Annotated in this window: 26 protein-coding genes and 1 pseudogene; 7 read left to right on the forward strand and 20 right to left on the reverse strand. The window is 64.8% G+C overall.

Translation table 11 applies throughout. The annotated features are described in order from the left end of the window. Positions 1-3: 3 nt before the first annotated feature. Positions 4-388 (reverse strand): annotated as a pseudogene (locus tag C1931_RS08540) (hypothetical protein). A 475-nt stretch (positions 389-863) separates the two neighbouring features. After that, positions 864-1,787 carry a LysR family transcriptional regulator gene (locus C1931_RS08545; RefSeq protein ID WP_108755996.1) on the reverse strand — a complete coding sequence of 308 codons (924 nt, stop codon included), beginning with the start codon at positions 1,785-1,787 and terminating at the stop codon, positions 864-866. 96 nt (positions 1,788-1,883) lie between these two features. On the opposite strand from C1931_RS08545, the gene C1931_RS08550 reads away from it, so the two are divergent. After that, positions 1,884-2,723: a type 1 glutamine amidotransferase domain-containing protein gene (locus tag C1931_RS08550; RefSeq protein ID WP_108755997.1), complete on the forward strand. Its 840-nt coding sequence runs from the start codon at positions 1,884-1,886 to the stop codon at positions 2,721-2,723. Positions 2,724-2,955: 232 nt separating this feature from the next. On the opposite strand, the gene C1931_RS08555 is transcribed toward C1931_RS08550, so the two are convergent. Both C1931_RS08555 and C1931_RS20480 read right to left on the reverse strand, forming a co-directional pair. After that, on the reverse strand, positions 2,956-3,306 hold the full coding sequence (locus tag C1931_RS08555) for a hypothetical protein (RefSeq protein WP_234412886.1): 351 nt from the start codon (positions 3,304-3,306) through the stop codon (positions 2,956-2,958). A gap of 25 nt (positions 3,307-3,331) precedes the next feature. Beyond that, positions 3,332-3,580: a hypothetical protein gene (locus C1931_RS20480; RefSeq protein WP_108755999.1), complete on the reverse strand. Its 249-nt coding sequence runs from the start codon at positions 3,578-3,580 to the stop codon at positions 3,332-3,334. Positions 3,581-3,898: 318 nt separating this feature from the next. Between C1931_RS20480 and C1931_RS08565 the strand changes: the two genes are divergently transcribed. Next, the gene (locus C1931_RS08565; RefSeq protein WP_108756000.1) at positions 3,899-4,681 is read left to right on the forward strand and encodes a 3-hydroxybutyrate dehydrogenase; all 783 of its coding nucleotides are present in this window, start codon (positions 3,899-3,901) and stop codon (positions 4,679-4,681) included. Between the two features lie 76 nt (positions 4,682-4,757). Then, positions 4,758-5,177 carry a hypothetical protein gene (locus C1931_RS08570; protein ID WP_108756001.1) on the forward strand — a complete coding sequence of 140 codons (420 nt, stop codon included), beginning with the start codon at positions 4,758-4,760 and terminating at the stop codon, positions 5,175-5,177. A 43-nt stretch (positions 5,178-5,220) separates the two neighbouring features. Here the strand turns inward: C1931_RS08570 and C1931_RS08575 are convergent, their stop codons facing one another. The 4 genes from C1931_RS08575 to C1931_RS08590 form a co-directional block, all read right to left on the reverse strand. Beyond that, complete coding sequence (locus C1931_RS08575) at positions 5,221-5,910, reverse strand: Imm52 family immunity protein (protein ID WP_108756002.1); 690 nt, start codon at positions 5,908-5,910, stop codon at positions 5,221-5,223. Then, complete coding sequence (locus C1931_RS08580) at positions 5,907-6,269, reverse strand: hypothetical protein (protein WP_108756003.1); 363 nt, start codon at positions 6,267-6,269, stop codon at positions 5,907-5,909. The genes C1931_RS08575 and C1931_RS08580 overlap by 4 nt, the downstream gene beginning before the upstream one ends. A 573-nt stretch (positions 6,270-6,842) precedes the next feature. After that, positions 6,843-7,772, reverse strand: a complete 930-nt coding sequence (locus C1931_RS08585; protein ID WP_108756004.1) for an alpha/beta hydrolase — start codon at positions 7,770-7,772, stop codon at positions 6,843-6,845. Positions 7,773-7,784: 12 nt separating this feature from the next. Next, a complete protein-coding gene (locus C1931_RS08590; RefSeq protein ID WP_108756005.1) occupies positions 7,785-8,372 on the reverse strand; it encodes a carboxymuconolactone decarboxylase family protein in 588 nt (195 codons plus the stop codon). A gap of 179 nt (positions 8,373-8,551) precedes the next feature. Between C1931_RS08590 and C1931_RS08595 the strand changes: the two genes are divergently transcribed. Next, on the forward strand, positions 8,552-9,076 hold the full coding sequence (locus tag C1931_RS08595) for a TetR/AcrR family transcriptional regulator (protein WP_159095456.1): 525 nt from the start codon (positions 8,552-8,554) through the stop codon (positions 9,074-9,076). Positions 9,077-9,155: 79 nt separating this feature from the next. Here C1931_RS08595 and C1931_RS08600 read toward each other — a convergent pair whose 3' ends face one another. The 6 genes from C1931_RS08600 to C1931_RS08630 form a co-directional block, all read right to left on the reverse strand. Then, a complete protein-coding gene (locus C1931_RS08600; RefSeq protein WP_234412887.1) occupies positions 9,156-9,563 on the reverse strand; it encodes a chemotaxis protein CheW in 408 nt (135 codons plus the stop codon). A 168-nt stretch (positions 9,564-9,731) separates the two neighbouring features. Continuing rightward, on the reverse strand, positions 9,732-11,501 hold the full coding sequence (locus C1931_RS08605; protein ID WP_234412888.1) for an EAL domain-containing protein: 1,770 nt from the start codon (positions 11,499-11,501) through the stop codon (positions 9,732-9,734). A 123-nt stretch (positions 11,502-11,624) separates the two neighbouring features. Next, complete coding sequence (locus C1931_RS08610; RefSeq protein WP_234412889.1) at positions 11,625-13,217, reverse strand: sensor domain-containing diguanylate cyclase; 1,593 nt, start codon at positions 13,215-13,217, stop codon at positions 11,625-11,627. Positions 13,218-13,342: 125 nt separating this feature from the next. Then, the gene (locus C1931_RS08615; protein ID WP_159095457.1) at positions 13,343-15,979 is read right to left on the reverse strand and encodes an XVIPCD domain-containing protein; all 2,637 of its coding nucleotides are present in this window, start codon (positions 15,977-15,979) and stop codon (positions 13,343-13,345) included. After that, positions 15,976-16,422, reverse strand: coding sequence for a hypothetical protein (locus C1931_RS08620; protein WP_108756010.1), 447 nt, complete (start codon positions 16,420-16,422; stop codon positions 15,976-15,978). The genes C1931_RS08615 and C1931_RS08620 overlap by 4 nt, the downstream gene beginning before the upstream one ends. A gap of 518 nt (positions 16,423-16,940) precedes the next feature. Then, positions 16,941-17,387: a hypothetical protein gene (locus tag C1931_RS08630; RefSeq protein WP_108756012.1), complete on the reverse strand. Its 447-nt coding sequence runs from the start codon at positions 17,385-17,387 to the stop codon at positions 16,941-16,943. Between the two features lie 256 nt (positions 17,388-17,643). Here C1931_RS08630 and C1931_RS08635 point away from each other — a divergent pair, with 256 nt between their 5' ends. Beyond that, positions 17,644-18,219, forward strand: a complete 576-nt coding sequence (locus C1931_RS08635) for a hypothetical protein (RefSeq protein WP_108756013.1) — start codon at positions 17,644-17,646, stop codon at positions 18,217-18,219. Positions 18,220-18,247: 28 nt separating this feature from the next. Beyond that, on the forward strand, positions 18,248-18,949 hold the full coding sequence (locus tag C1931_RS08640) for a hypothetical protein (RefSeq protein ID WP_108756014.1): 702 nt from the start codon (positions 18,248-18,250) through the stop codon (positions 18,947-18,949). 10 nt (positions 18,950-18,959) lie between these two features. Here the strand turns inward: C1931_RS08640 and C1931_RS08645 are convergent, their stop codons facing one another. The 4 genes from C1931_RS08645 to C1931_RS08660 all read right to left on the reverse strand — a co-directional run bounded on the left by C1931_RS08645 (position 18,960) and on the right by C1931_RS08660 (position 21,144). Next, a complete protein-coding gene (locus C1931_RS08645) occupies positions 18,960-19,421 on the reverse strand; it encodes an SRPBCC family protein (RefSeq protein WP_108754782.1) in 462 nt (153 codons plus the stop codon). Between the two features lie 2 nt (positions 19,422-19,423). Then, positions 19,424-19,738 carry a metalloregulator ArsR/SmtB family transcription factor gene (locus C1931_RS08650; RefSeq protein WP_108754783.1) on the reverse strand — a complete coding sequence of 105 codons (315 nt, stop codon included), beginning with the start codon at positions 19,736-19,738 and terminating at the stop codon, positions 19,424-19,426. A gap of 8 nt (positions 19,739-19,746) precedes the next feature. Continuing rightward, the gene (locus C1931_RS08655) at positions 19,747-20,202 is read right to left on the reverse strand and encodes an SRPBCC domain-containing protein (RefSeq protein WP_108756015.1); all 456 of its coding nucleotides are present in this window, start codon (positions 20,200-20,202) and stop codon (positions 19,747-19,749) included. A 102-nt stretch (positions 20,203-20,304) separates the two neighbouring features. Further along, a complete protein-coding gene (locus tag C1931_RS08660) occupies positions 20,305-21,144 on the reverse strand; it encodes an oxidoreductase (RefSeq protein ID WP_108756016.1) in 840 nt (279 codons plus the stop codon). A 101-nt stretch (positions 21,145-21,245) separates the two neighbouring features. On the opposite strand from C1931_RS08660, the gene C1931_RS08665 reads away from it, so the two are divergent. Beyond that, the gene (locus C1931_RS08665; RefSeq protein WP_234412891.1) at positions 21,246-22,196 is read left to right on the forward strand and encodes an AraC family transcriptional regulator; all 951 of its coding nucleotides are present in this window, start codon (positions 21,246-21,248) and stop codon (positions 22,194-22,196) included. A 42-nt stretch (positions 22,197-22,238) separates the two neighbouring features. Here the strand turns inward: C1931_RS08665 and C1931_RS08670 are convergent, their stop codons facing one another. After that, positions 22,239-22,451, reverse strand: a complete 213-nt coding sequence (locus C1931_RS08670) for a hypothetical protein (RefSeq protein WP_108756017.1) — start codon at positions 22,449-22,451, stop codon at positions 22,239-22,241. 130 nt (positions 22,452-22,581) lie between these two features. Beyond that, complete coding sequence (locus C1931_RS08675) at positions 22,582-23,574, reverse strand: helix-turn-helix domain-containing protein (RefSeq protein WP_108756018.1); 993 nt, start codon at positions 23,572-23,574, stop codon at positions 22,582-22,584. Positions 23,575-24,235 lie beyond the last annotated feature (661 nt).

Genomic DNA, 24,235 nt, shown 5'->3' on the forward strand with positions numbered 1-24,235 from the left:
AGTCTAGTAAAGCAGCTCCGATGTTATTTTCTCGTCCGGCCTTAGCCCATGGCAAGTCCATTCAACCAGCCCCCGGCAAGCTAGAAACAGCCCATCCACAACCCCCTCGTCCAAATGCCGCTGCCGGGTCCGCTGCCACCCGGCAGCGGTCTGCCGCGTGTAGCAAGTCCAGCACGGTCAACGCCCCCACCATCGCGCGCTCACTCCTGGCCAGGCTCACGCGACGGCCGGGTGACACATCGGTTTCCGGCCAAGGGTGCCCATTGGCACCCTCGCAGCTGCGCATGCGCTTGAGGATGCCGAGGAGGTAGTTCAGGTTGGGCAGGGGAGCGTCGTTGTTGATGGGCTCAACGACGGTGTAGGCGGAGAGGATGTCGGAATCGTCCATGGCGTCGGTTTCTTGGGTTGTGCTTAACAGCGCCACCGCATAGCCGGGTGGCGAACGGAGCGGGTTCCAAACCGGGACAGACAGTTGCCATTAACCTGCGGATCCGAGGACCCATACGCACTGCCCGCTATAAAGGCCGAAGGATTGTCCGCCGGCACTGGTTGAGGGCGGTGCCGACGGGCAAGCGTAAACAACTATCTGTCTCGGGTTTCGACGCCCCGCCACCCGTTGCCGGTGGCGCGCCGTGTTGTCTACACCGTCGCTGCGAACGCCGAACGCGACACCGCCAGACGCATTCTCCCAGAGGGTCTGTTGATAGCGATTCGGAATGACGCATTTGCCTACGCCCCAAGCGAATAGCGCGATGGCGTTCTTTGCATCAATTCTTAGTCCTGCCCCGCAGGCATCGGCGCCGGATCAGCCTCACACCGCGAAAAGCGGTTCAAACACTACACGGCTAGCGTGCGTCGCAGCCTCAACCCGCTCCATCCCCAACCACCGCAGCATTCCCCACCAGCAACTCAATCATCGCCCGCGCCGCCGCCGACTGACGCCGATGCGGCGCATAGATCACCGAGAACGGCCGCGATCTCCCCCGCAGCTGTGGCAGCACTTCCATCAGCTCCCCACGCTGCAATCGCTCGTGCACGATGAACTCATAACTCTGGCAAACCCCAATCCCTTGTTCGGCCAGCGACACCACGCCCAGCACATCGTCAGAAGTCTCAATTGATGACCGCGGCACCCAATCCACATCCCGCCCGCCATCCCGAAACGCCCACGGCGCCAACCGCCCAGTCCGCGGCATCACAAACGGCAGGCACAGGTGCTGCTCCAGATCCTCCAACGTCTGCGGCGCGCCCCGGCGTTGCAGGTACTCCGGCGAAGCCACCAGCACCAGCGGCGCATCCTCCAGCTTTCGCCCCACCAGCCCGCTGTCCGGCAGCTGGCCCAGCCGGATGGCCAGGTCGAAGCCTTCGGCCACCAGGCCCACGTTGCGGTTGGTGATGTTCAGTTCCACCTGCACCTGCGGGTACTGTTGCGCAAAGCGCGCCAGCACGGGTGGCAGCCGGTAGTGGCCATAGGTGGTGGGCACGCTCAGGCGCACCCGACCGGCCAGCGCACCGTCCTGGGCCAGTACGTCGCGCTCGGCGTCGTCCAGCAGGCCGAAGGCGGTGCGCACCTGTTCCAGATAGAGCCGCCCGGCGTCGGTCAGGCCCACGCGGCGGGTGGTCCGTTGCAGCAGCTGCCGGCCCAGCCGCGCTTCCAGGCGGGTGACCGCGCGGCTCAGCACCGAGGGCGTGGTGGACAGCGCCACTGCTCCGGCGGTGAACGAGCCGTGCTCGACCACCGCCAAGAACACCTCCACATCGCCCAGGTAGTCGAACTTGCGGCTCATTTGGCTCTCCGGCGAACAAATGTTTTGCGATGGGGCCAATTTATCGCCGCTGGGGCGATGAATAAAGTGGCGGCCATTCCCCGATAGGAGCTCCCCATGAACCTGATGACCCGGCTGGCCGCAGCGCTGGCCCTGATTCTGGCTGCCAGCGGCGCGCAGGCCGCCAACGTGCTGGTGGTGCTGTCCGACAAAAACCACCTGGACCTGAAGGACGGCAAGGTGCTGTCCACCGGCTTCTATCTCAACGAGCTGATGCAGCCGGTCAAGCTTCTGCTGGATGCGGGCCACCAAGTGACCTTCGCCACGCCGCAGGGGCGGGCGCCGACGGTGGATGCGTCCTCGGTGACGCCGGCGTACTTCGGCAATGATGCCGCGCAGCTGACGCTGCACAAGGAGCTGCTGGAGAAACTGGCGCTGACCTCGCCGACGGCCTCGCCGGTAGTCAGCCTGGCGCGCATCGAGCAGCAGGGTTACGCCCACTTCGATGCGGTCTACATTCCCGGTGGCCACGCGCCGATGCAGGACCTGCTGAAGAGCCCGGCGCTGGGCCGCTTGCTGGCCGACTTCCACCAGCGCAACAAGACCACCGCGCTGGTCTGCCACGGGCCGATCGCGCTGCTGTCCGCCCTGCCGGATGCGGGTGGTTTCGTGGCGAAGCTGGAAGCGGGCGCGATGCCGACCACGCCGAAGTGGATCTACAGCGGCTACCAGATGACGGTGATCAGCAACAAGGAAGAAGAGCAGGCCAAGCCGATGCTGGGCGGCGGTGAGATGAAGTTCTACCCGCAGACCGCGCTGCAGCGGGCGGGGGCAAAGTTCAGCAGCAATACCACGCCGTGGACCGGGCATGTGGTGGTGGACCGCGAGCTGATTACCGGGCAGAACCCGGCTTCTGCGTTGGAAGTGGGGCAGCGGTTGGTGAAGCGGTTGAAGTAGGGCGGCCCATGGATAAGGGCCTCGGATGCTGGAGTTGTCCTGTGCTTGTTAGTTGCTGACCTGTACGCCGGCTTTTTTCGACCTGATGCGATGGGGGGGCGGGAGAAGATCCACGCAGGGCGTGGATCTACTGTCCTTCAGTGCGCCTTGTCCAAAGCCTGGCTGTTGATCACCATGGACGGCATCAGCGCTGCCTAATGCTGGCGTCAAGGACGGCTGTTCTCGTCAAGCATCAGGTCCCCTTGAAATTGACTTGAAAATACTCCCAAAGGTCGTCAATTTCGGCCATGCCAATGTTGCAGGATCTTGCGAAAGATATCAGTCTTTCCTTTTCATAAGCGCGGGCTATCTCATCTGGGTCGCCGGTTCTCTCCGCGGCCTCCAGGTCACTGCGAGCCTCCATGATGAATGATGACAGCCTGCCCTCCAGGGCCCAGATCGCCTCATCGAACGGCATCAGGGGAATCTTGCGTGATCGCTCAACGGATCGATTCAGTACTTCCTGCAGGCGTTGAATATGCTCAGGATAGTCCTTGAGCATTTCGCACAGCTTGGCGGGGACGGGAGGAATGGGGTGGGGCATGGTCTATCCCTAAACGGCGATCCATCTAGATCCTGGTTGCAGCGTGTCCACTTAAGAAGAGCCCTCTGCTCGCAATGTATGCGGCCAAGTCACTGATGTTCAGCATGCCTCCACCACTGCTCCTCGCCAACAGCATCAGATTGAGCTTCTCAGCTGCCCGTGCGATCTCTTCGGGCGTCCCTGACACTCTGGCAGCCCCGAGCTCATTACGAGCTTCAATCGTGAATGTCTCCAGTCTTCCCTTCAGCGCGTCGATCGCTTCATCCAGTGGCATCAGGGGACTTCGCGCGATCGCTCAATCGATCGAGTCAGCACCTCCTGAAGGCGTTCGATGTGCCCTGGATAGTCCTTGAGCATTTCCTGGAGCTTTGCCGGAACAGGTGGGTTGCTCAGAGCCATGGCTGTCACCTTTGGGCTTTTCTTGCTGGATCGAGGGTATCCCCACACCCCCCGGCTGGTCCAATGCCATTTGCGACAACGGTTGAGGGGCCGGTGACCTTCGGGGTCGGTCCGTAAGCCGGATCAATGGGGTGTGGAGCATCCACGCGTGGCGTGGATCTACACTGTGCCTCCGTCCCTTGGAAGCTCGCCCATGTTCACCGGAAAGGTCGCGGTAGTCACCGGGTCCACCAGCGGTATCGGTCTTGGCATCGCCACCGCGTTGGCGCGGCAGGGGGCCGACATCGTGCTAAATGGCTTCGGCGATGCGCAGGAAGTCGAGCGCATCCGCTCCGGCTTAGAGGCTGAACACGGTGTGCGGGTGGCACACGATGGTGCCGACCTTTCACGCGGTGAGGCGGTGCGGGAAATGATTGCCCGTGCCGCGTCAACGATGGGCCGCATCGACATCCTGGTGAACAACGCTGGCATCCAGCACACCGCGTCGATCGAGGAGTTCCCGGTCGAGAAGTGGGACGCGATCCTGGCGCTTAATCTATCCGCAGTGTTCCATGCAACGGCGGCGGCGCTGCCGCACATGAAGCAGCAGGGATCGGGCCGCATCATCAACATTGCGTCGGTACACGGGCTGGTCGGCTCGGTGAACAAGTCGGCCTATGTGGCGGCCAAGCACGGCGTAGTTGGGTTTACCAAGGTGACGGCCCTGGAGAACGCGGGCACCGGCATCACGGCCAACGCCATCTGCCCCGGCTGGGTACGCACGGCACTGGTGGAGCAGCAGATCACCGCGTTGGCGGAGCGGGAAGGGACCGATCAGGAGGCCGCCGCACGGGAGCTGCTGGCCGAGAAGCAGCCTTCGCTGCAGTTCGTGACGCCGGAGCAGCTGGGGGACATGGTGGTGTTCCTGGCATCGGATGCCGCCGCGCAGATTACGGGTACGGCACTGCCGATGGATGGAGGTTGGACGGCACGCTAGCGGTTCGCTGATGCTGCTCTCACGTGTAGTCCCCGCTGTCCACCATATTCGTGCCCTGAGGAATGGAGAGCCGCAGATGATCAACCCAAAGCTTCCATGCATTCTGACGCTGGCATTGGCGCTCTTACCTGACATTGCAACGGGCGCCGGCGCCCCGAACCATGCACCCACCTACTCGAACGTCTGCATGCACCCCGAATCCGGCGATCTACTGGGCCTGGAGATTTCGTTCGTTGGCGGTGCGGATGGTGGATATGCCGTGGTACAGCGATACGAAGGCGAGGCGACGGCCCCCGAGGTCATGAAGATCAAGCCACGGGGCGATTCTTTAGTGCTGATGCATGGGAACACCGAATCGATCGCTGTGCACCGGAACGCCAGCGGACTGCGTGTAACCCATCTCGACGGCGCGCAAAGTTCGAATGGCGGAGCGACTGAAACGCTCCCGCCTGCATCGGCGGTCTGGCAGGGAAGGCAGGTCTCGGTGTGCAAGTAAGCCTGCCTCTCTGAAATCACGGCACACGCGCCGTCGCGACCAGTCAAAACACCGGCAGCAACCCCAACTCATACATCCGCATTTCCAGCGCGTTCGCCACCCGCACATGCTTCTTGTCGGCCAGCTTGAACGCCCCATCCACCGACACCACGATCGATCCCCCCGGCGCGGGCAGAATCAATGCCGCCTGCGGCAATTCCGCCGCGCTCACGGCCCGGCGCACGTACGCCATCCACCCCAGGCAGTGCCGCCCGGGGTAGCTTGCGCAGGCATCGTGGTAATTCACGAACCGACCATTCAGCCGGTCGTAAACGTCGGCAAATGTGTAGCGGGTGCCCAGTTCGCTTTCCAGCACCGCCAGCATGATGCCGGCGATCCAGCGGGTGGGGTTGGGCTGCACGTCGGCGGGCCGGTTGACGACCACGGTCATGGTGCCGACGCCCGGGCTGTAATTAACATTGATCAGCCCGGGCAAGCGCTGGCCGGTTGGCCGGTTCAACAACGATGCACTGAACGTGCGCACAGGCGCCAGTTCCGCGCGTACCCGCAGGCGGTGCAGCACGGCGGGCGCATCGTCCAGCCGCAGCGGTACCTGGCCGGGGGCGTTTACCTCGCAGTACCAGGTGTCGCTACCGGGAAAGCGCTGCAGCATCTCGACCAGCTGCAGGTAGGCGGCGTCGTAATCAGTGTGATGGTGTTTGGCAATCTGGAAGCGGAGAACGACGCTGATCATCCGCGCGGCCGGATGTCCTGGCAGACCAGTTCCGCCAGGCTGCGGCAGGCCAGGAACAGGCCATCGACCACGCCTTCGCTCAGGTGCCGGTCGGGTGTGGCTACGGCGCGGCAGCGCTCTGCGGCGTGCAGCACTTCGGCCACGGTGAGCAGACCGGCGGCGGCGCGGTCGATGCGGGCCAGGGCCATGCGGCGGCCGAGCGGCAGATGGGTTTCGGGCCAAGGCTGGCCGTCGGCGCCTTCGCCCGTGCGGATGCGGTCGAGGCAGCCGAGCAGGGTGCTGAGGTCGGGCGAGGGGTTTTGGTCGTCGTTGATGGAATCAGCGGGGGCGCTGAAGGGCAGGGCGTTCGGTGCGGTCATGGCGTCGGCTTCCGTGGCAGAGGCACAGCAGCGCCACCCGCGCTGGGCGGGGTGGCGGACGGTACGTGGCTGCAAACCCGGTTGATGTAGTGTCATTGACCCGGTGGACCCGAAGATCCCCACGCACCGCCCGCCATAGACGGCCGACGGATTGCCCGCCGGCACCGGTTAAGGACGGTGCCGACGGGCAAGCGTAAACAACAGACACTTACGTCAAGACGGGTTTGCAGACCCGGCCACCCGTTGTCGGTGGCACGCCATGTTGTTTACGCATGCACGCTCGCTTCAATCAGAAAAATCCGAAACGTGCAGATGCATCGAGGGAGCGGAAACGATTGTCGCACGCACAATCCGTGGCACATGCGACACGAGAGCGCTCGCCCATGCCGCAGGCGGGGTTGGCGCGACATGAAATGGCGCAAACAGCGCGCAATGCTCGGGAATACGTGACGTTTTCCGCTTAGGAATACTTGTGTCGGTCATTCCACACGAGGGCGTGTTAGACACAACACATGAAGTGGAGTGACGCATCCGGCCCGTTGAGCGTGCCGAATGCGTCATGCAGCGCGCTTCTTACAGGTTCGCGTCCAGGAATGCGCGGATCACCGGCCCGATCTCCTGCGCATGGCTTTCCAACGCGAAATGCCCGGTATCGTAGAAATGCACCTCCGCCTTCGGCAGATCGCGCTTGAACGCCTTGGCACCGGCCGGGATGAAGATCGCGTCGTTGCGCCCCCACACCGCCAGCAGCGGCGGCGTGCGGTCGCGGAAGTACGCATGCAGCTGCGGGTACATCGCCACGTTGGTGCGGTAATCCAGGATCAGGTCCAGCTGGATATCCAGATTGCCCGGCCGCGCCAGACGCTCGTTGTCCAGCGTGTAGGTTTCCGGCGCGATGCGCAGCGCATCGGGCGCGCCGTGGGTGTACTGCCACTGGATGCCTTCCGGGGTGAACATGCTGCGCAGTGCATCGCGGTTGGCCGCGGTCGGTGCGCTCCAGTAGCGCTTGATTGGCGCCCACAGTTCGCCCAGGCCATCTTCATAGGCATTGCCATTCTGCGAAACGATGGCGGTGATGCGTTCCGGGTGTTGGGTGGCCAGGCGCCAGCCGACCGGTGCGCCGTAGTCGAACACCTGGATGGCGTAGTGATCGATGCCGATCACTTCGGTGAAGCGGTCGATGGTGGTGGCCAGGTTGGCGAAGGTGTAGGCGTACTTTTCGCGCGGCGGCGCTTCGGTGAAGCCGAAGCCGGGCAGATCCGGGGCGATCACGTGGTAGCGGTCGGCCAGCATGGGGATCAGTTCGCGGTACATGAAGGACGAGGAGGGCAGGCCGTGCAGCAACAGCACGGTGGGCGCCTTGGGGTCGCCGGCTTCACGGTAGAACACGCGCACGTCGTCCGCCTGCGCGTAGTGGAAGGTGACGGCCGGCGCGGCGGCGTGGGCAGAGGCAGCGGCAATGGCACCGGCAAGGCCGGTTGCCAGACGGGCAGGGGCGTTCATGGTGTGGGTTCCTCAGGCGACCTGCCGGAACGCGTGGCTGCTGCCGCGCGAGATCTTGCCCTGGTCGAACAGGCGCAGGATCGGGAAGTCGACGTCGTTGCGGCCGACCTTCCACAGGTAGTTGGTGATGAAGTTCAGTGCCAGGTGGCCGAACACTTCCACGATGTCCTCATCGCCCCAGCCGGCAGCGCGCACGGCCTGCAGTTCTTCGTCGGTCACATCGCCCTTGTGGCGCACCAGCAGCAGCACGAAGTCGAGCAGCGCCTGTTCCTTCGGGTCGGTGGACTTGCCGTGGCGGGCCAGTTCAATGTCTTCCTCGGTGAGCTTCTGCAGCTTGGCGATGGCGGCCAGCAGGGAGATGCAGTATTCGCAGCCGTTTTCTTCACCGATGGCCAGGCCGATCTTGCGCGCCAGCTGCTTGCTGAAGCGGCCGTCGGTGAGGTTCTGGAACAGGGCCAGGTAGCTGTTCATGGTGGCCGGCGAGTTGGCCAGCGCCGTCATGATGATGGGCAGCTTGCCGAATTTGGCCTTGGTCTGTTCCAGCAGCGGCTGCTGGGCCGGGGTGGCGGTTTCGGGGGTGACGAGGGCGATACGGGACATGGGAAGTTCCTTGAGCGGATTGGATTGAAATGTGCCGAACGGTCGGTACGGGCTGAATTGAATCCGAACGATCGGTCCACGTCAAGCTTGAATTGGACCGAACGGTCGGTTATCGTTCAGGCAGGAGGTGACCCATGCCCCAGGTCAGGAAAATTGATGACGCGGCCCTGCTGGACCGCTTGGCGCTGACGTTCAAGGACGTTGGCTATGAGGGCGCGTCGCTGGCAGTGATTGCCGAAGCGACCGGCCTGAAGAAATCCAGCCTGTACCACCGTTTCCCCAACGGGAAAGAGGAAATGGCGCAGGAAGTGCTTGCCCAGGTAGGGCGCGTGCTGGATGCGGAGATCTTCCCGGTGCTGGCCGGCGATGCGCCGGTGGCGGACAAGCTGGCGCGTTTCGTTGCGGCGATGGACGCGATGTACGACCACGGCCGGCAGTCGTGCCTGTTGAACATGCTGTCGCCGCCGCGTGGTGTGCAGAACGGTTGCGGTGATGCAATTGCATCGACGTTCCACCGGTTGCAGGCCGCGCTGGCGGGTGTGGCGCGGCAGCACGGTGTGGCTGATGAAGAGGCCGAACTGCTGGCCGAGCAGATGCTGGTGGAACTGCACGGCGCGCTTGTGGTGGCGCGCGGCATGGATGCGCCGGCGGTGTTTTCGCGGGCGATTGTGCGGTTGCCGCGGATTATTCTGGACGCGGTGTAATTCGCCGGGCATGGCCCGGCGCTACCGGAGGGCGTCGCGGGCACGGTGGGGTAGCGCCGGGCCATGCCCGGCGGCGCGATCACGCGGCAATCAACAACACCGGGTCGATCAGCGGAATCTGGCCGTTGTCGGGCATCGCAATGCTCTGGCTGCAGAACACAAACCCCAGCGGATTGACCGCGCGTACCCGCTCGCGCGGAACGCTCTCGATCTCGCCCACTTCGTCCACGGCCAGAGCCAGCACTTCTGCGCTTGCCTGCACCAGCAGCATCGCCGGGCAGGTGTTCCCGAACGCAGCCAGCCCGCTGAGCCGGCGCAGGTCGACCACCCTCAGTGCTTCGTCGCGCACGGTGAGGGTAGGGCGGCCTTCGCCGCGTGCGCGGTTGAAGGTTTCCGGGCCACGGATCTCGACAGCGGCCTGCACGTCCACGGCAAACCACTGCTCACCCGCGCGTACGGCCAGGAATTCGAAAAAGTCATGCGACAACGGGGCCGGTTGACCGGCCAAAGGGGAATGCGGCTGCAAGGGAAATCCGGGGGAAGGGGTGCTGCTGATGCGCCGCAATCATGCCGTGCCGGAATGCCCGGTTGTGTGCGCGGCAGATGAAGGCCGACGCGCACATTCAGCTTCTGCTGGGCATGTGCCCGGCGGGCGTCAGGTCTGGACGTAGGGCGCGGGTTCCAGCTGCTGGGCCAGATCTGCCGCGCTGATCGGGCGGGACAGGGCAAACCCCTGGATCTCATCGCAGCCATAGGCCTGCAGCAGGGCCACCTGTTCCGGCGTCTCGGCGCCTTCGCCCACGGTGTTGTAACCCAGGCCGTGGGCCAGGCTGATGACCGCCTGCACCTTCAACTGGGCGCGCATATCGGTGGGCAGGTCGTCGATCATCGACTTGTCCAGCTTGATGGTGTGGATGGGCAGTTCGGTGAGGTAGCCGAAGTTGCTGTAGCCACTGCCGAAATCATCGATGGCCACGCGCACGCCGGCCGCGGCGAGCTGCTGCAGTTGTTCGCCGGGCAGCGAATCGGCACGCAGCCATTCGCCTTCGGTGATCTCGATTTCCACATCGCTGCAGGACAGCCCCTTGCACAGCAGCGCGGAAATGAAGGCATCGGCCATGCCCTTGCGGGACACATCGCGCGCAGACAGGTTGATGGACAGGGTGAGGCTGAGGCCTTCGCGCCGCCACTGCGCCAGCTGTCTGAAGGCGTGTTCCAGCACCCAGGCGGTAACCCCATCCATCAGCGTGGTGCGCTCGAATACGGGAATGAACTCGGCCGGGCTGACCGCGCCCAGCTGCGGGTGGTTCCAGCGCAACAGCACTTCGGCCGCAACCGGGGCGAGATCATGGGCACGGAAGCGTGGCTGGTAGACCAGATGGAACTGGTCCTGCTGCAGTGCCCGCTGGCCGTCGGTGGCCAGCCGGTAGCTGCGCTGCAGGCGTTCATCGCGGCTGGGCGAGTACCAGCAGCAGGTAACCTGGCTGGCAAGGGCCGAGCCGAGCGCGATCATCATCTTGCGCAGCACGTCGTCGGCACTGTCACGGCCCAGGGCGGCCTCGCACAGGCCGGCATGGAACTGCGGCGCCAGCGGAACCGATGCCGCCATCAACGGGCGGATGAGATCGTCGTGCAGCAGGTGAACCAGGCGTTCGATGGCCTCGCGCGTGGGCAGTTCCACCACGAAGGCGAAGCGGGTGGCGCCCACATGGTAGACCTGGGCCACGCCGTCGAGGGCCAGGTTGAGGCGTACGCCGGCACGGCGGATCAGTGCTTCCAGCGGCAGCATGCCCAGCACCTGGCCGGCCTCGTGCGCGCGCGGCAGATCCAGGATGTCGATCATTACCGCGAAGCACGGCTGGCCCGGCGCGCGCACCGCGCGCGCGGCGTAATCGATGGCGAACTGGTGGCGGTTGGGCAGGCCACTGACCGGATCGCGACGACCGCTGAGGGTGCGCAGCTCCAGTTCGTTCATCACCGCCATGCCCAGCGTCTGCAGTTGCCGGCGGTCATCGGCGGAAAACTGCCGGGGCACGCTGTCCATCACGCACAGCGCACCGATGGGCACACCGTTGGCGGCCACCAGTGGCGTACCGGCATAGAAGCGTAGATGCGGTGGCCCGGCCACCAGCGGCAGGCTGGAAAAACGCGGATCCACACGCAGATCGTTGATGACCAGGCCGGCTTTGGAGCCGATGGTGTGGGCGCAGATGGAATCGCGGATATGCGATTCGGCCACGTCCAAGCCCTGGCGCGAGATCAGCCGCTGTCGGTCTTCTTCAATGAGCGAGACGAAGGCCACCGGCGTGCGGAAGGTGCGCGCCGCCAGGTCGGTCAGCCGATCCAGCGAGGCGCCCGCGGCGTCGTTCAGGACGTCCAGGCTGCCCAGCGTCGACATGCGTTCTTCGGTACGGGTAGGGGCCATGTGCGTGTTCCGGTTGAACAGGGGCGCCATAGAGCCGAAGCAGGGCCGTGCTGGCGGCACGGCGGTGATGACAGGGTTGCAGGTGTGGGGCGGTGCCGTTGTGCAGAAACGGCAAGCATCGCGTCAAGACGGGTTTTCACGCCGCTGGCTGCGACGCCGGTACAGCACGGTGCGGTTGCGGCCGCCGTGCTTGGCGCGGTACAGCGCCTTGTCGGCCTGGCGGATGACCAGGTCTGCGTCGGCCTGGGTTTCAGGGTAGTGGCTGACGCCGGCTGAAATGGTGACGTGCCCGACGGTGGGGAAGGCGTGCGCCTCGATCACGCCGCGCAGGCGCTCGGCCACCTGCAGCGCGGCGTCTGCGCTGACCTCGGGCAGCAGGGCCAGGAACTCCTCACCGCCCAGGCGGCACAGCACGTCCTGCGGGCGCGCGTTGGCACGCATGCACTGGGCGATGCCGGCCAGCACCTGGTCGCCGGTGTCGTGGCCGTGCTGGTCGTTGACGTCCTTGAAGTGGTCCACGTCCAGGGTGATGACCCCGAATGACACGCCCGAGGCATTCAGCGCGCTGAGCGCGCGTTCGAGCCCGCGCCGGTTGAGCAGCTGGGTGAGGGGATCGGTGAGAGCGGCCTTGTCCAGCAGCCCGATACGTTCGTTGAGGTTGCGGAAGCTGACCAGCACGGCCTGCTTGAGTTGGGCGGCTTCGTGGTACCAGGAATTGACCGCCTTGACCTGGGTGATGGCGGCGCCGACATCCTGGTCCTGTGCGTGCCGGGCCAGTTCCTGCAACGGCGAGGCAATGCGCCGCGAGCACAGCCAGATCAGCAGCAGGGTCAGCAGCCCCAGGGGCGCGGCATTGCGCAGCACCGTGGCCGTCAGGCTGCCCATGGGGGCCACGGCCGCATCGGTCGGGCGCTGGGCGACGATGCCCCAGCCGGCCGCGGGCACCGGCGCGAAGCCGGCCAGCATCGGCACGCCGTGGCGGTTGTGCGAGTGCAATGCGCCGGCGCGGCCCTGGCTGAGTGCCTCCACGGCGGCATTGCGGGTGGCGGCCTGGCCGACGCGGTCGGGGTCGGGGTGGTAGAGCACGGTGCCATCGCGGCTGACCACGTACAGGTACGAGCCATCGTCGTAGGGATGGGTGCCGAGCAGGCTGTGCAGCACGTTGGGGTCGCGCAGGTGGATGGACGCGGTGATGTAGCCGGCATAGTCGCCGTCCGCGTTGAACACGGGGTGGGAGAGGGTGACCACCAGGTTGCCGGTGTGGGCAACGAACGGATCGCTGACCATCGGTACGCGCTGCTGCAGCGCCTGCCGGTTGGCGGCGCTGGTGAGGGCCTTGCCCTGCAGCTCGGGCAGGGCCGGTGAGGTGCCCACCACCACGCCCTGGGCATCGACCGAGATGACGCTGTTGAAGGCATCGGTCTGCAGCTTGACCCGTTCCACTTCATCGTCGTGCGCCGCGGGCTGGGCGGCATTGCGGCTTAGACGTTCGGCGCCGACTGCCAGTTGCTGCTGCGCGTTCAGCACGAAGTGCTGGGTGGACTGCGCCAGCGAGTGCGCGTACACCCGGTTGGCTTCCAGGCTCTTTTCAAGCAGCTGCTGGCGCTGCACTTGGTAGCTGGCCCAGACCGCATTGCCCAGCATGACCAGGGCCGAGAGCGCGGCAAGCGCGAGGATCAACCGTTGCAGGTTCACCCGCCGGATCGATGCGTTCACCCTGCGCCCCAGGCAGTTGGTAGGGCCTCAGGTTACAAGCCGGGGGCAGGGGGGCGCGTGGGCAGGTCTTCACACAACATGCCAGCGTAGCTTGCACGCTGGCGGTCGCGACTGCCGTGAGCCGCTTAGCCGAAGCTCGGGCCAGCACGGCCACCGGGGCCATCCTGGTTTCGCTGCTGTTCCATCGCCAGCTGGTGCTCCCGCTGTTGATTGAACGACTGCAGCTGTTCCGCCGTCTCCTTCAGCGGCGGCGCGTTCTGCGCCACGTCGGTCATCGAGCGGAAACCTGGAACGGTGCCAGCGATGCAGATCGTGTCGCCTGCCATCATCACCTGACCGATTCTGTCCGGGCTGGCCATGTCGGCCTTCTTTGCGTCGTACAGCGCTCGCATCACGTGGTCGTCGCCAACGTGCCCGGGTACGCCCTGGCGGATGCGCGCGAACATCGCCTGATCATCTGGCGACAACGCGGAAATGTCGTCGTGGCGTGGCAAGCGTGATTGCTCCCACTGCTGCGAGTGCTGCTCCACCGACATCGATAGTGCCTTGTCCGCCGCAACGCGAACTACGCCCGGGCCGGAACGATCCTGAAACTCGGCGAAGCCGTCGATATGACCGTTGTCGACGATACGCACGCTGGCTATCCGCTCGCCCTTCTGTTCGGCTTGGACCAGTAGGGCGGCGGCGACCTGCTCGCTGTGCTTGCCGTGGGGTATGCCTCGGGCGGCTTCGGCCTGGTGCAGTTCACCCAGAATGCGCTGGAACTCATCGTTGGCCGGGTGCCCGGCATCGCTCATGCGATCCGGCAGTGGCGACGGTGTCGGGTCCACCGAGGCTGGCGGTGAGGCAACAGCCTTCCCGATCTCGGCCTGCTGTTCCACGGTAGGCGTGACCTTTACGGTCTCCAGCGTCGGAATTTCCCGCCCAGACGGTGCGGTGTGGGATAGCAGCTGCTGGACGCGCGAGCGCTGTGCTTCAAGCGCCAGGTCCAGTTCGGCAGGCAGATTGCCTTTGGCCCGGGTGGCCCACGGGAACTCGTTGTGGATCCACTCGCCGTTGGCTTGCCGACCATAGGTGTGGCCATCGGAAGCCAGCACCCGCTCTGGCCTTGCCATCGTGTTTTCGACGGCACTAGGCACCTTTCCGTGCCGCTGCCAGTCGTTCTGGTTATAGAGCGCCATGTAGGTGGCTGCCAGCGCGGCCGGGCTGTGCGCAGCGTTATCGATGGCGATCTGCTGCGACTGCGCATCAAGCTGTTCGGCCCGTTGCGGGGATGCGGATTCCGTATGACCCAGGCCCGGCCGGTCGTAATTGATCTGGCGCTGCCAGCCGCCACTTACCGCGTTGCGGGTCCAATCGCCGCCGTACGCACTGAAAGTGTCCTCGCGGCTGGCAGGCAGCACGAAGGGATTGCGGGCACTGGCGCTGCCCATGCCGAGCTCGGTGGCTTTGGACACGGCCTTGTAGTTCAACTCGTCGGCCAGGGCAGGGGGTGCGTCGAAACGCTGGCCTTGGGGGGCGGTTGGCAGCGCCGGCAGGGTGCGCGTCCAGCCCTGCTCAGGATGGGCCGGGTTGGCCTGCCACGTGTTGAGATCACTGCCTCGCTGGGTGTAGATCTGCCTTTCCTGGATCTTGTCGGCAATTTTGTCGCCTGCAAGCCCGCCGACCACGGCGCCCAATGCGCCCACCCCAAGGGCGCCAAGTGGACCGCCCGAAGCCCCCGCGAAGGCACCGGCTTCAAAGCCCATCCATGCACCCGCGCCGGTGCTGACCGAGCGGCCGACTGACGCCTGTGCCGCGGTCAGGTTGCCCTGGCCGCGCAGGCGCGCATAGTCGTGCGCTGCACTGCCGATTTCCACACCTGCAGCGGCAACGCCCATGGCGCGTCCCACCGAGCGCACCGCCCCGGTTTCAACGGAGGGGATGCGCAGGTCTGCGTCGGGCATTGCTTCTGTGCGCCAGGCTTGTACGCGTGCGTAGCCGGCTTGGGTGCGCTCGCTTGGCGGTCCCATGATGGCGCCCAGATCGCGGGCGCTGCTTGTGATATTGGGGGCATGACCTTGTGCCTGCCCATTTCTGAAGTAGGAGCGGCCATCCACCTGAGACTTCTCTTTCTCATCGCGCACCACGGTACCGTCAACATAGATCCCTAACCGTATGTCGCTCATGTTGGCGTGTGATTGCGCCGCAACCAGTTCGAACGCCGCCCGGCTATCTCGTGCGTGCAGTTCCGCAAGCCTGGGCCTGGATAGGCCCTCCAGCGAGGTCACTTGCTCATTGGCAAGGATGCTTGGCAGTTCTGAAGAGGCGAACACCCGGTCGGGGGAAGCGTTGGGGACAATGGCGCGAACATCCCCCCGAGCTCCATCAGCGAAGCGCTTTGACACGTCGGCCCACGGGCCATCGGTGGGGTGGTAGAGCCAGTCGGTGGTGGGGCTGCTGTAGCCTTTTTTGTCGAAGTCACGGAGCAGTACACCGTCCAACCGCGCGGCAAACGTTTTGAACTCGTCGGAAGTTAGAAACTTTGCCGCTGGGCTATTGTTGATGATCCGAAGGTCACGCACGGATGCATCCAGTCCTACTGCTATATCCTCGGTCGGAAGCTTATCGACCACGTTGCCGCTGTAGAGGACAGTAAGGTGCCCCGGACTGTTCGCGTCCACCTGCTTTGCAAGCTCGGCAAGCTTGTCGCGCGTGCCAAAGGCGCCTGGTTGGCGCATCAGCCGTTCGATTGCTTGCTCAGCTGTCAGTGAGCCGCTCAAAGGGCACACTCCTCACCAATATCCAGGGTAATGGTGTAGTCCGTATTTCCTGAAAGCACCCCCGCGTCCTTGTAAGCAACTAGCGCTTGCTTAAGGCTCTCTATGACCGATTGCTTGTATGGGCGAAGTGCGGGTGGCAAGCCATTGGTCCCGTTCAGTCTGACCAGTAGCCAATGCGACCATCCCGGTTCTCCTGGCTTTCCCTTCCCATCCAACAGGTCCAAGCGGACCGTCAGTAGAGTTCCTTTCCAGTAGAACGACCACACGCTTTCATGCTTTGTCTCCGCCTCAAGGCCCCGCGATAGGATCCTGAGATAGATGTCCTGCTCGCGATCAATGGTCCACTGCCGGGAAATTCCGCCGCTTCTGAAGCTGGCGTCAATCTCGGCCAAGTGATATCTGGCCGCATCTTCCGGCGAGATGTACTCGTTGACGAACGGCATCGTGTCCTCCTTGAGAGTGCCTCAGGCTTGTTCGGATTGTATCGGGACAGGTCATGGGTGCCACCATGGAATGGCTACGGTCGTGAGGTTTCAGGCAGATGGGCACATGTGAACAGCCCTTTGCGGGCCCAGGTCGCAGGAGAGACGAACGGGAACGGGTTGATTGCGACACTGTCGTTTTGTTCAGCGGCCTCGGCGCCTGAGCCCCGTCCGCCAGTGAGCAGGGGCTCTAGTCATCGCTCGGCTTCATTTCGACCCTGACACGTGTAATGCACTGGGGGTTGGTATGACTGTCCGTGCGCCGGATGACATGCAGATGCAGCCCATCGCTGACGGTTCGATCGAAGTAGACCATCGGCTTGAAACCCACTGCGTTCGTTGAGATGGCGAACCCTGCTGCGGCCAACGGGTCACGCAATAGTGTGAATGGAATCTCGCAGGCCGCTGAAAGCCGGGTTTCGTCCTCGAGAGTGCTCATTGGCGATGTCATCGGACCCTTGAGCCATTGAACGGTGCGCTCATAGCACGCACTCATCTCCAAGCTCCAAGGTGATGGTGTAGTCGGTATTCTTTGAGAAAGCGCCGCCGTCCTTGTACGCCACCAGCGCCCTCTTCAGATCATCCAGAATTGCCTGCTTCTGCCGCTTGAGCGCTAGCGGCAAGCCATGGCTTCCGTTCAGAGAGACAAGTCGCCAATGCGACCATCCGGGATCTCCTGGTTTCCCCTTGCCATCCAGCAGATCCAACCGGATCGTTAGCACGGCTCCCTTCCAATAGAACGTCCAGTGGCCCTGATGGAGGAACTCCTGTTCACGCCCGTTTGCAAGATTGCGCAGATAGATGTTCTGGTCGCGGTCGACGGTCCAGTCGTGCGACTTGTTCCCGCCGATGACCTTGGCGTCAACCTCGGCCAGGCGGTACGTGGCCGCATCCTCCGGTGAAATGTACTCGTTGACGAACGGCATCGTTTCCTACCCGGGCGCGCTGTTGGCCTTCATCGGATTCTATCCATACAGGGCGGGTAGCTTCATGCGGCTTCCGGGCCCGGCCGGCATGCCCGAGCTGGAGTAGGGGCGTGCCGCATGATGTCCCCGAGTTCGGCCAAGCCAAAGGCGTCACCACCAGCCCCTGCACCTGTCACCCCATTTCCGATTAGCATGCCCCCACCGGCCGCTGGTTGTTCGCGCCGACCCCGTTTCCCCCACCAGCGAAGGACCGCGAATGGAAACGCTGACCGTAAGACAAGTGGGCTGGAAAACCCTGCTGATCAATCTGATCGCGGTGGTGGTGCCGTTGTCGGGCATCGTGCCGTGCGCCGATGCCATCCAGCACACATCCGCGCAGACCGCTTTCCTGATCGCCACGCTTTCGGTGGTGGGTGGGGTGAACTACCTGATCGTGCGCCATGGCACCTACCTGATTGATATAGAGCTGTCCCCGGGCGCCATTGCGATCCGCCAGGGTGAGCGCACGCTGTTCGCTTCACCGTTCTCGGCAATTCGCAGCTACAACGCTTACCCGTTCATCAACCGCCGGGGCGGCCATGTGTTGCGGCTGGATTCTGCCACGGGCCGTTACTGCGGCCTGCTGACCTGGCGCGACTTCAACGCACCCGACGAGGAGGACAAGGCCAGCTTCACCGGCCTGTACAGCGTGCTGGATCAGCACGTTGGCGGGCGCAAGCGCACCACGGGCGTTGACCTGCTGCTGAAGCTGTTTTCAACCGCGCCCTATATCGCCTTGGCGGTGGCGTTGCTGATGCTGGTGGGCATGTTCGTCCACGTGATTCAACGTTGAAGCAAACAGGGCGCCACAGGAGGTTGCCATGAAGGACCAGCAGTACAGCACTGGGCTGCATGCCTGGATGGCCGCGAAGCCAGGGCGCCGCCTGTTGGTCGCGGCCGTGCTGTTCGTGGCCGGCATGACCGTGTTCTTCGCCGCCTGGTTTGGCCTGGCCATGCTGTTCGGCGACCGGCAGGACGGTGGCGCGCTGGCACTGAACACGGTGCTGGTCGGGTTCTGCGCCTTCGTGCTGCTACCGGTGCTGCATCGGGGCATACAGCGCGGCGTCTGGCATCACGCGCGCGAGGTTGAGGCCGGGCGCACGCCCGGTTCATTTCAACTGGGCGCCAACGTGGCATCGCCGCACGCCGATGTGCGTTGGCTATGGTCGCTACGGCTGCGCCATGCCGCGCTGTACGTGCTGGGCATGGCGCTTGTCTTGTTCGTATTCCTGCCGCTGGACAACCAACGCGCCTTCGGTAGCTGGGTCAGCCGTTTCAGCGTGAGCCCCGCGTTTGCGGGCCAACTGAACGTGCTGCTGTTCGCGTGGCTGCCGCTGCTGGTGCTGATGGCGATCTGCATGCTGCTGCTTTACCGCCAGGTTCGCCGCCGCGATGCCGGTCTGTTGGATGAGGCAGACAAGCGACTGCTCAACGCCGAGATGAGCTGGCTGTTCGCCTTCGCCGGCGCGCTGGCCGCCACGATGCTGGTGTGCCGCGTGGCGGGGGCCGTGGTGGGGGCGTAGCGGCGTAGGGTCATCCCTTCGGTTTGGCAAACACATCCAGGCCGGTGCCGGTTTCCAGCAGCGATTTCAGGCTGGACAGCACGATCGGCCAGCCCTGGCGGATGCCGGTATCCATGCCGCTGCCGGGTTCCAGATCGTCGTGGGTAACGGTCAGGCGCACCATGTCTTCATAGGGCACAATATCGAACGTCACCCGGCTGTAGCTGGCTGGGTTGTCGGCCTGCGATGCCGCCGCCCAGGTGATGACCAGGCGCGAAGGTGGGGTGCTTTCCACCACCTCACCGACCAGTTCGACCGTGCGTGCATCGTTGGCGCGCACATGCTGCCAGCGCGAACCGGGCTGCCAGTCCGAAACGTTTTCGTGACCCCAATAAGTGCGCGCGACCTCCGGGCGGGTGATGGCATCGAACACCTTCTGCGGTGTGGACGCGATGTAGATCACGTGGATGAAGCGGGTGGCCTCGGTGGGCATGGTCATTCTCCTTCCAGTTCGCGTTTCAGGTCATGCAGCAGCGTCAGCCGCTGCTGCTCGAACTTGCGTACCCAGCGTTCGTAGACGTCATGCAGCGGCACCGGGTTGATGAAGTGCAGTTTTTCGCGGCCACGGCGCACGGTGCTGATCAGGTTGGCGTCTTCCAGCAGGCCCAGATGTTGGGTGGCCGACTGCCGGGTCATCTGCAGGTGGTCGCACAATTGGCCCAGGGTCTGGCCGTTCTGCGCACACAGCCGGTCCAACAGGGTGCGGCGCGTGGGGTCGGCCAGGGCTTTGAAAACCTTGTCTGCATCCATGCGGTGGGTCAGTTCCACTCGTCAATCTTGATGTCGCGTGGGCTGGGTTGGCCGATGCCGGTTTCCAGCAGGGATTTCAGGCTCATCAGGAAGAGGGCCCACTTGGTGCTGCAGTGGTGGGTGAATTCCACGCGCTCGCTCCAGCCTTCGTGGGTGAACAGCACGATGCTGTACTCACCTTCCTGGCGCAGGGCGAAACGGATGTGGGTGCCGATCCATTCCGGCGGTCCGGCCAGCACTTCCCACAGCACCAGCGTGTCGGGTTGCAGTTCCTGCAGCTTCATCTGCATGACGCCGCGTTCTTCGCCATGGGCGGTGAAGCGCAGGTGCAGCGTGCCGCCCGGGTGCTGGTCGCCGGCAGTTTCCTCGGTCCACCAGGCGGCGACGCCCTGCGGGGTGGCCAGGGCCTGGTAGACCTGTGCGACGGGTGCCTTGATACCAACGCGGTGCGCGATTTCGACCATCTCAGCGTCCTCCGGTAGGAGGGCGGCCCACGGCGCGGGCCGTCCATGGAGCTGAGAATAGGCAGGTAATTGCCTGCATGTCAACGACGCCCCGTATTCAGTTCAAACCGGGCTGTCGGTGGACCGGCTCAGCGCTTCCCACTGATCGATACGCTGGGCCATGGTGTGCAGCTTGCCGCGCACCAGGTGCAGGGCATCGCTGCCCAGCAGCAGCTGGCTGGGCGGGGTGGGGCTGTCGATTACCTGCAGCATGGCCTGCGCGGCCTTCACAGGATCGCCCAGTTGCTGGCCGCTCTTGGCCTCGCGCGCGCTGCGGATAGGGTCGAACAGTGCGTCGTAGTCTTCGATTGCACGTGGTGCACGCACCATGGAACGCCCGGCCCAATCGGTGCGGAACGAACCGGGTGCCACCGCCGTGACATGGATGCCGAACGCTGCCACTTCCTTGCCCAGCACTTCGCTGATGCCTTCCAGCGCGAACTTGCTGCCGCAGTACCACGCAATGCCGGGCATGGTGATGAAGCCGCCCATGGAGGTGATGTTGAGAATGTGGCCGCGGCGGCGCGCGCGCATGTGCGGCAACACGGCCTTGATCAGCGCGGCCGGGCCGAACACGTTCACTTCGAACTGGTGGCGCAGTTCGTCCAACGTGGATTCTTCCAGGATGCCTTCGTGGCCGTAGCCGGCGTTGTTGACCAGCACATCGATGGCGCCGATCTCGGTTTCAACAGCGCTGACCAGCGCGTCGATGGCCTGTGCATCGGTGACGTCCAGCAGGCGCCCGAACGCACGGCCGGGGGCGAGGGTTTCGAAGTCGCTGCACGCAGCAGGGCTGCGCACGGTGCCGACCACGCGGTGGCCGGCCAGCAGCGCCTGCTGGGCCAGGGCACGGCCGAAGCCGCTGCTGACACCGGTGATGAGGAAGAGGCGGGATGCTGTCATGGGGGAGGGCTCGTGTGAGGGAGCTTGCACGTTAGTGCTTGAGCCCGGCGCCGCCCAGGCCTAAGCTTCGCCCGTTCTTGCCTATTTCTACGAGGGCCTCAATGTCCCGCGAAATGCAGACCCAGCCGCAGGCACAGGCGCGCATGGTGGAACTGCTGCAGGCGCTGGCCGTGGACGAGGGCTATACGCTGACCGCGCTGCCGGGTGTGCGGCTGCTGCGTTCGGACCGGCCACTGGCGCGCACGCCGGTGCTGTACGACCCGGGCATCGTGATCGTCTGCCAGGGCGTGAAGCGCGGCTACCTGGGTGGGCAGGTCTACCAGTACGACGCGCAGCACTATCTGGCCGTGTCGGTGCCGGTGCCGTTTACCATGGAAACCGAGGCCACCGCCGAGGCGCCGCTGCTGGCGATCTACCTGCACCTGGACCTGCAGTTGGCCGCCGACCTGCTGATTGAACTGGGCGAGCGCGCGGGCAGCTGCGAAGCGCCTGCGCAGAGCATGATGGCCAGCCCGATGCAGGGCGCCCTGCAGGCCACCGTGCTGCGTCTGCTGGAAGCCTTGGCCGACCCGCTGGAAGCCGAAGTGCTGGGGCCATCGCTGGTGCGCGAGTTGTATTTCCGCGTGCTGACTGGCGCGCAGGGTGCGGCCATGCGCGAAGCGTTGGCAATGCGCGGACGCTTCGGGCGCATCGGCAAGGTGCTGCGGCATATCCACGCCGCCTATGCCACCGCGCTGGATGTGGATGCGCTGGCCGCCGAGGCCGAAATGAGCGTGGCAACCTTCCACGAGCATTTCCGCAGCATTACCGGCACGTCGCCCATGCAGTACGTGAAGTCCACCCGGCTGCACCAGGCGCGGCTGCTGATGCTGCGGCAGGCGATGACCGCCGAAGCGGCATCGCTGGCGGTGGGCTATGCCAGCCCCTCGCAGTTCAACCGCGAGTTCAAGCGGCTGTTCGGGTTACCGCCGGCTGCTGAGGTTGCGCGCATGCGGCGCAGCTTTGCGCTGCCAGCGCCGGTGGAGGGGGCGGTGTTTGTTTCGTCGCATTGAGGGGAGGGGTGAGAGCTGCCTTTCGTGCGCCAAGCGCTCTCGTTACTTCAATGCCTCGAGGCGGCGTTTGGTCGCCGCACGACGTGCAGTGAACCTGGTCTCTACATCGGCGGCGGGCATCAGATGCCCCGAATTCGCGGCATCCAGACCTGCTTGGATCTGCTCTCGAATGCGCACGTCCACGGCGGTGGCTGCGTTGCCAGTGGCCGCCTCAGGGGACGGATCGGCGCGGAAGGTGGAAGTTGGTTCGCTCACATTGCTGTCCTGATTCGGCCGCCGGCACGTGCACGCGAAACGTGCAGCGCGGTGCTGGTGGTCCAGCGACGAGGCTACGCTGCGGATAGGGCCCCCGCCAGGCTGGAGGCGTCACTGGCTTCCACCCCGATCAGCACCCCACCAGCCGATCCGCACTGACCGCCCCACGATGCTGGCTGCGGTACTCGGTCGGGCTGGCATCCACCAGCCCGCGGAAGTGCCGGCGGAACGATTCCTGCGAACCGAACCCGGCCTGTTCGGCCACCCATTGCAACGGCCGGTCGGTGGTTTCCAGAAGCTCGCGGGCGAACGCCACGCGCTCGCGGATGAGCCAATCGATGGGCGACAGGCCGGTGGCTTCCAGGAACTGCCGCTGCAGGGTGCGCTGGCTCAGTGCGGCCTGTTCGGCCAAGCTGGCAAGCGAGTGCGCATCGCGGATATTGCGGCGCATCCATTCCATCAGTTTGGCCAGCCGCGTGGGTTCGCCATTGGGAATGGCCCGGCTGACCCGCTGGCTGCGTTCGGCATCGCGCCACGGTGCCAGCACCAGGCGTTCGGCCACCAGGTTGGCCACGCGCGCGCCGTAATCCTTGCGCACCATGTGCAGCATCATGTCCATGCCGGTGGCCGAACCGGCCGAGGTGATGATGTCGCCGGTATCGACATAGAGCACGTCGTCACGCACGTGCACGCGCGGGAACTCGCGGGCGAGGGTGTCGGTCAGCCGCCAGTGCGTGGTGGCCTGGCGGCCATCGAGCAGGCCGGCCCAAGCCAGCACGAACGCGCCGGAGCAGATGCTGGTGATGCGTGCGCCGCGCGCATGGGCGCGGATAAGCGCATCGAGCAGCGCCTGGGGTGGGCGCTCGCTGGGTTCGCGCCAACCCGGAATGACGATGATGTCCGCGTCTTCCACTGCATCGAGCGCGTAGGGCAGCTGCACCTGCGCGTTGCCGAGCATGCGCAGCGCACCGGGTTCGCCGGCGCAGACCTGGGTGCGGTACCAGGCCACGCCCAGTTCCGGGCGGATGGGCGCGAACAGACCGACGGCGCAACCAAACTCGAACAGCCCCTGGCCGTGGCAGGCCACGATGGCAACAGTGGGGGCGGCGGGTTCGCTGTGCATGGGGTGATGCTAGCGAGGCGCGGCGGTGCGCGCAGGGGTGTGCGGGCATGTGGTGATGCCGCGCTGGCATATGGGCCAGGGGTCAGATCCCTTCCGCAGGAAGGGCTCTGACCCCGGTGGGGTGTGGGGGATGGCACGTGGGGTCAGAGCCCTTTCCTGCGGAAAGGGATCCGACCCCGGACGGGTGCAGTGAGTTGGGGTCAGATCCCTTCCGCAGGAAGGGCTCTGACCCCGGTGGGGTGTGTGGGATGGCGTATGGGGTCAGAGCCCTTTTCTGCGGAAAGGGATCCGACCCCGGACGGGTGCAGTGAGTTGGGGTCAGATCCCTTCCGCAGGAAGGGCTCTGACCCCGGTGGGGTGTGTGGGATGGCGTGTGGGGTCAGAGCCCTCTCCTGCGGAAAGGGATCCGACCCCGGACGGGTGCAGTGAGTTGGGGTCAGATCCCTTCCGGAGGAATGGCTCTGATCCCGGTGGGGTGTGTGGGATGGCGTATGGGGTCAGAGCCCTTTCCTGCGGAAAGGGATCCGACCCCGGACGGGTGCAGTGAGTTGGGGTCAGATCCCTTCCGCAGGAAGGGCTCTGACCCCGGTGGGGTGTGTGGGATGGCGTATGGGGTCAGAGCCCTTTCCTGCGGAAAGGGATCCGACCCCGGACGGGTGCA

It is taken from the genome of Stenotrophomonas sp. YAU14A_MKIMI4_1 (assembly GCF_003086855.1).
Classification (GTDB): domain Bacteria; phylum Pseudomonadota; class Gammaproteobacteria; order Xanthomonadales; family Xanthomonadaceae; genus Stenotrophomonas.

Coding starts and splice junctions, on each gene's coding strand:
- C1931_RS08545 (WP_108755996.1), bottom strand. CDS start 1,787: ATGAGCCGCAAGTTCGACTACCTGGGCGATGTGGAGGTGTTCTTGGCG.
- C1931_RS08550 (WP_108755997.1), top strand. CDS start 1,884: ATGAACCTGATGACCCGGCTGGCCGCAGCGCTGGCCCTGATTCTGGCT.
- C1931_RS08555 (WP_234412886.1), bottom strand. CDS start 3,306: ATGCCCCACCCCATTCCTCCCGTCCCCGCCAAGCTGTGCGAAATGCTC.
- C1931_RS20480 (WP_108755999.1), bottom strand. CDS start 3,580: ATGCCACTGGATGAAGCGATCGACGCGCTGAAGGGAAGACTGGAGACA.
- C1931_RS08565 (WP_108756000.1), top strand. CDS start 3,899: ATGTTCACCGGAAAGGTCGCGGTAGTCACCGGGTCCACCAGCGGTATC.
- C1931_RS08570 (WP_108756001.1), top strand. CDS start 4,758: ATGATCAACCCAAAGCTTCCATGCATTCTGACGCTGGCATTGGCGCTC.
- C1931_RS08575 (WP_108756002.1), bottom strand. CDS start 5,910: ATGATCAGCGTCGTTCTCCGCTTCCAGATTGCCAAACACCATCACACT.
- C1931_RS08580 (WP_108756003.1), bottom strand. CDS start 6,269: ATGACCGCACCGAACGCCCTGCCCTTCAGCGCCCCCGCTGATTCCATC.
- C1931_RS08585 (WP_108756004.1), bottom strand. CDS start 7,772: ATGAACGCCCCTGCCCGTCTGGCAACCGGCCTTGCCGGTGCCATTGCC.
- C1931_RS08590 (WP_108756005.1), bottom strand. CDS start 8,372: ATGTCCCGTATCGCCCTCGTCACCCCCGAAACCGCCACCCCGGCCCAG.
- C1931_RS08605 (WP_234412888.1), bottom strand. CDS start 11,501: ATGGCCCCTACCCGTACCGAAGAACGCATGTCGACGCTGGGCAGCCTG.
- C1931_RS08620 (WP_108756010.1), bottom strand. CDS start 16,422: ATGCCGTTCGTCAACGAGTACATCTCGCCGGAAGATGCGGCCAGATAT.
- C1931_RS08630 (WP_108756012.1), bottom strand. CDS start 17,387: ATGCCGTTCGTCAACGAGTACATTTCACCGGAGGATGCGGCCACGTAC.
- C1931_RS08635 (WP_108756013.1), top strand. CDS start 17,644: ATGGAAACGCTGACCGTAAGACAAGTGGGCTGGAAAACCCTGCTGATC.
- C1931_RS08640 (WP_108756014.1), top strand. CDS start 18,248: ATGAAGGACCAGCAGTACAGCACTGGGCTGCATGCCTGGATGGCCGCG.
- C1931_RS08645 (WP_108754782.1), bottom strand. CDS start 19,421: ATGCCCACCGAGGCCACCCGCTTCATCCACGTGATCTACATCGCGTCC.
- C1931_RS08650 (WP_108754783.1), bottom strand. CDS start 19,738: ATGGATGCAGACAAGGTTTTCAAAGCCCTGGCCGACCCCACGCGCCGC.
- C1931_RS08655 (WP_108756015.1), bottom strand. CDS start 20,202: ATGGTCGAAATCGCGCACCGCGTTGGTATCAAGGCACCCGTCGCACAG.
- C1931_RS08660 (WP_108756016.1), bottom strand. CDS start 21,144: ATGACAGCATCCCGCCTCTTCCTCATCACCGGTGTCAGCAGCGGCTTC.
- C1931_RS08665 (WP_234412891.1), top strand. CDS start 21,246: ATGTCCCGCGAAATGCAGACCCAGCCGCAGGCACAGGCGCGCATGGTG.
- C1931_RS08675 (WP_108756018.1), bottom strand. CDS start 23,574: ATGCACAGCGAACCCGCCGCCCCCACTGTTGCCATCGTGGCCTGCCAC.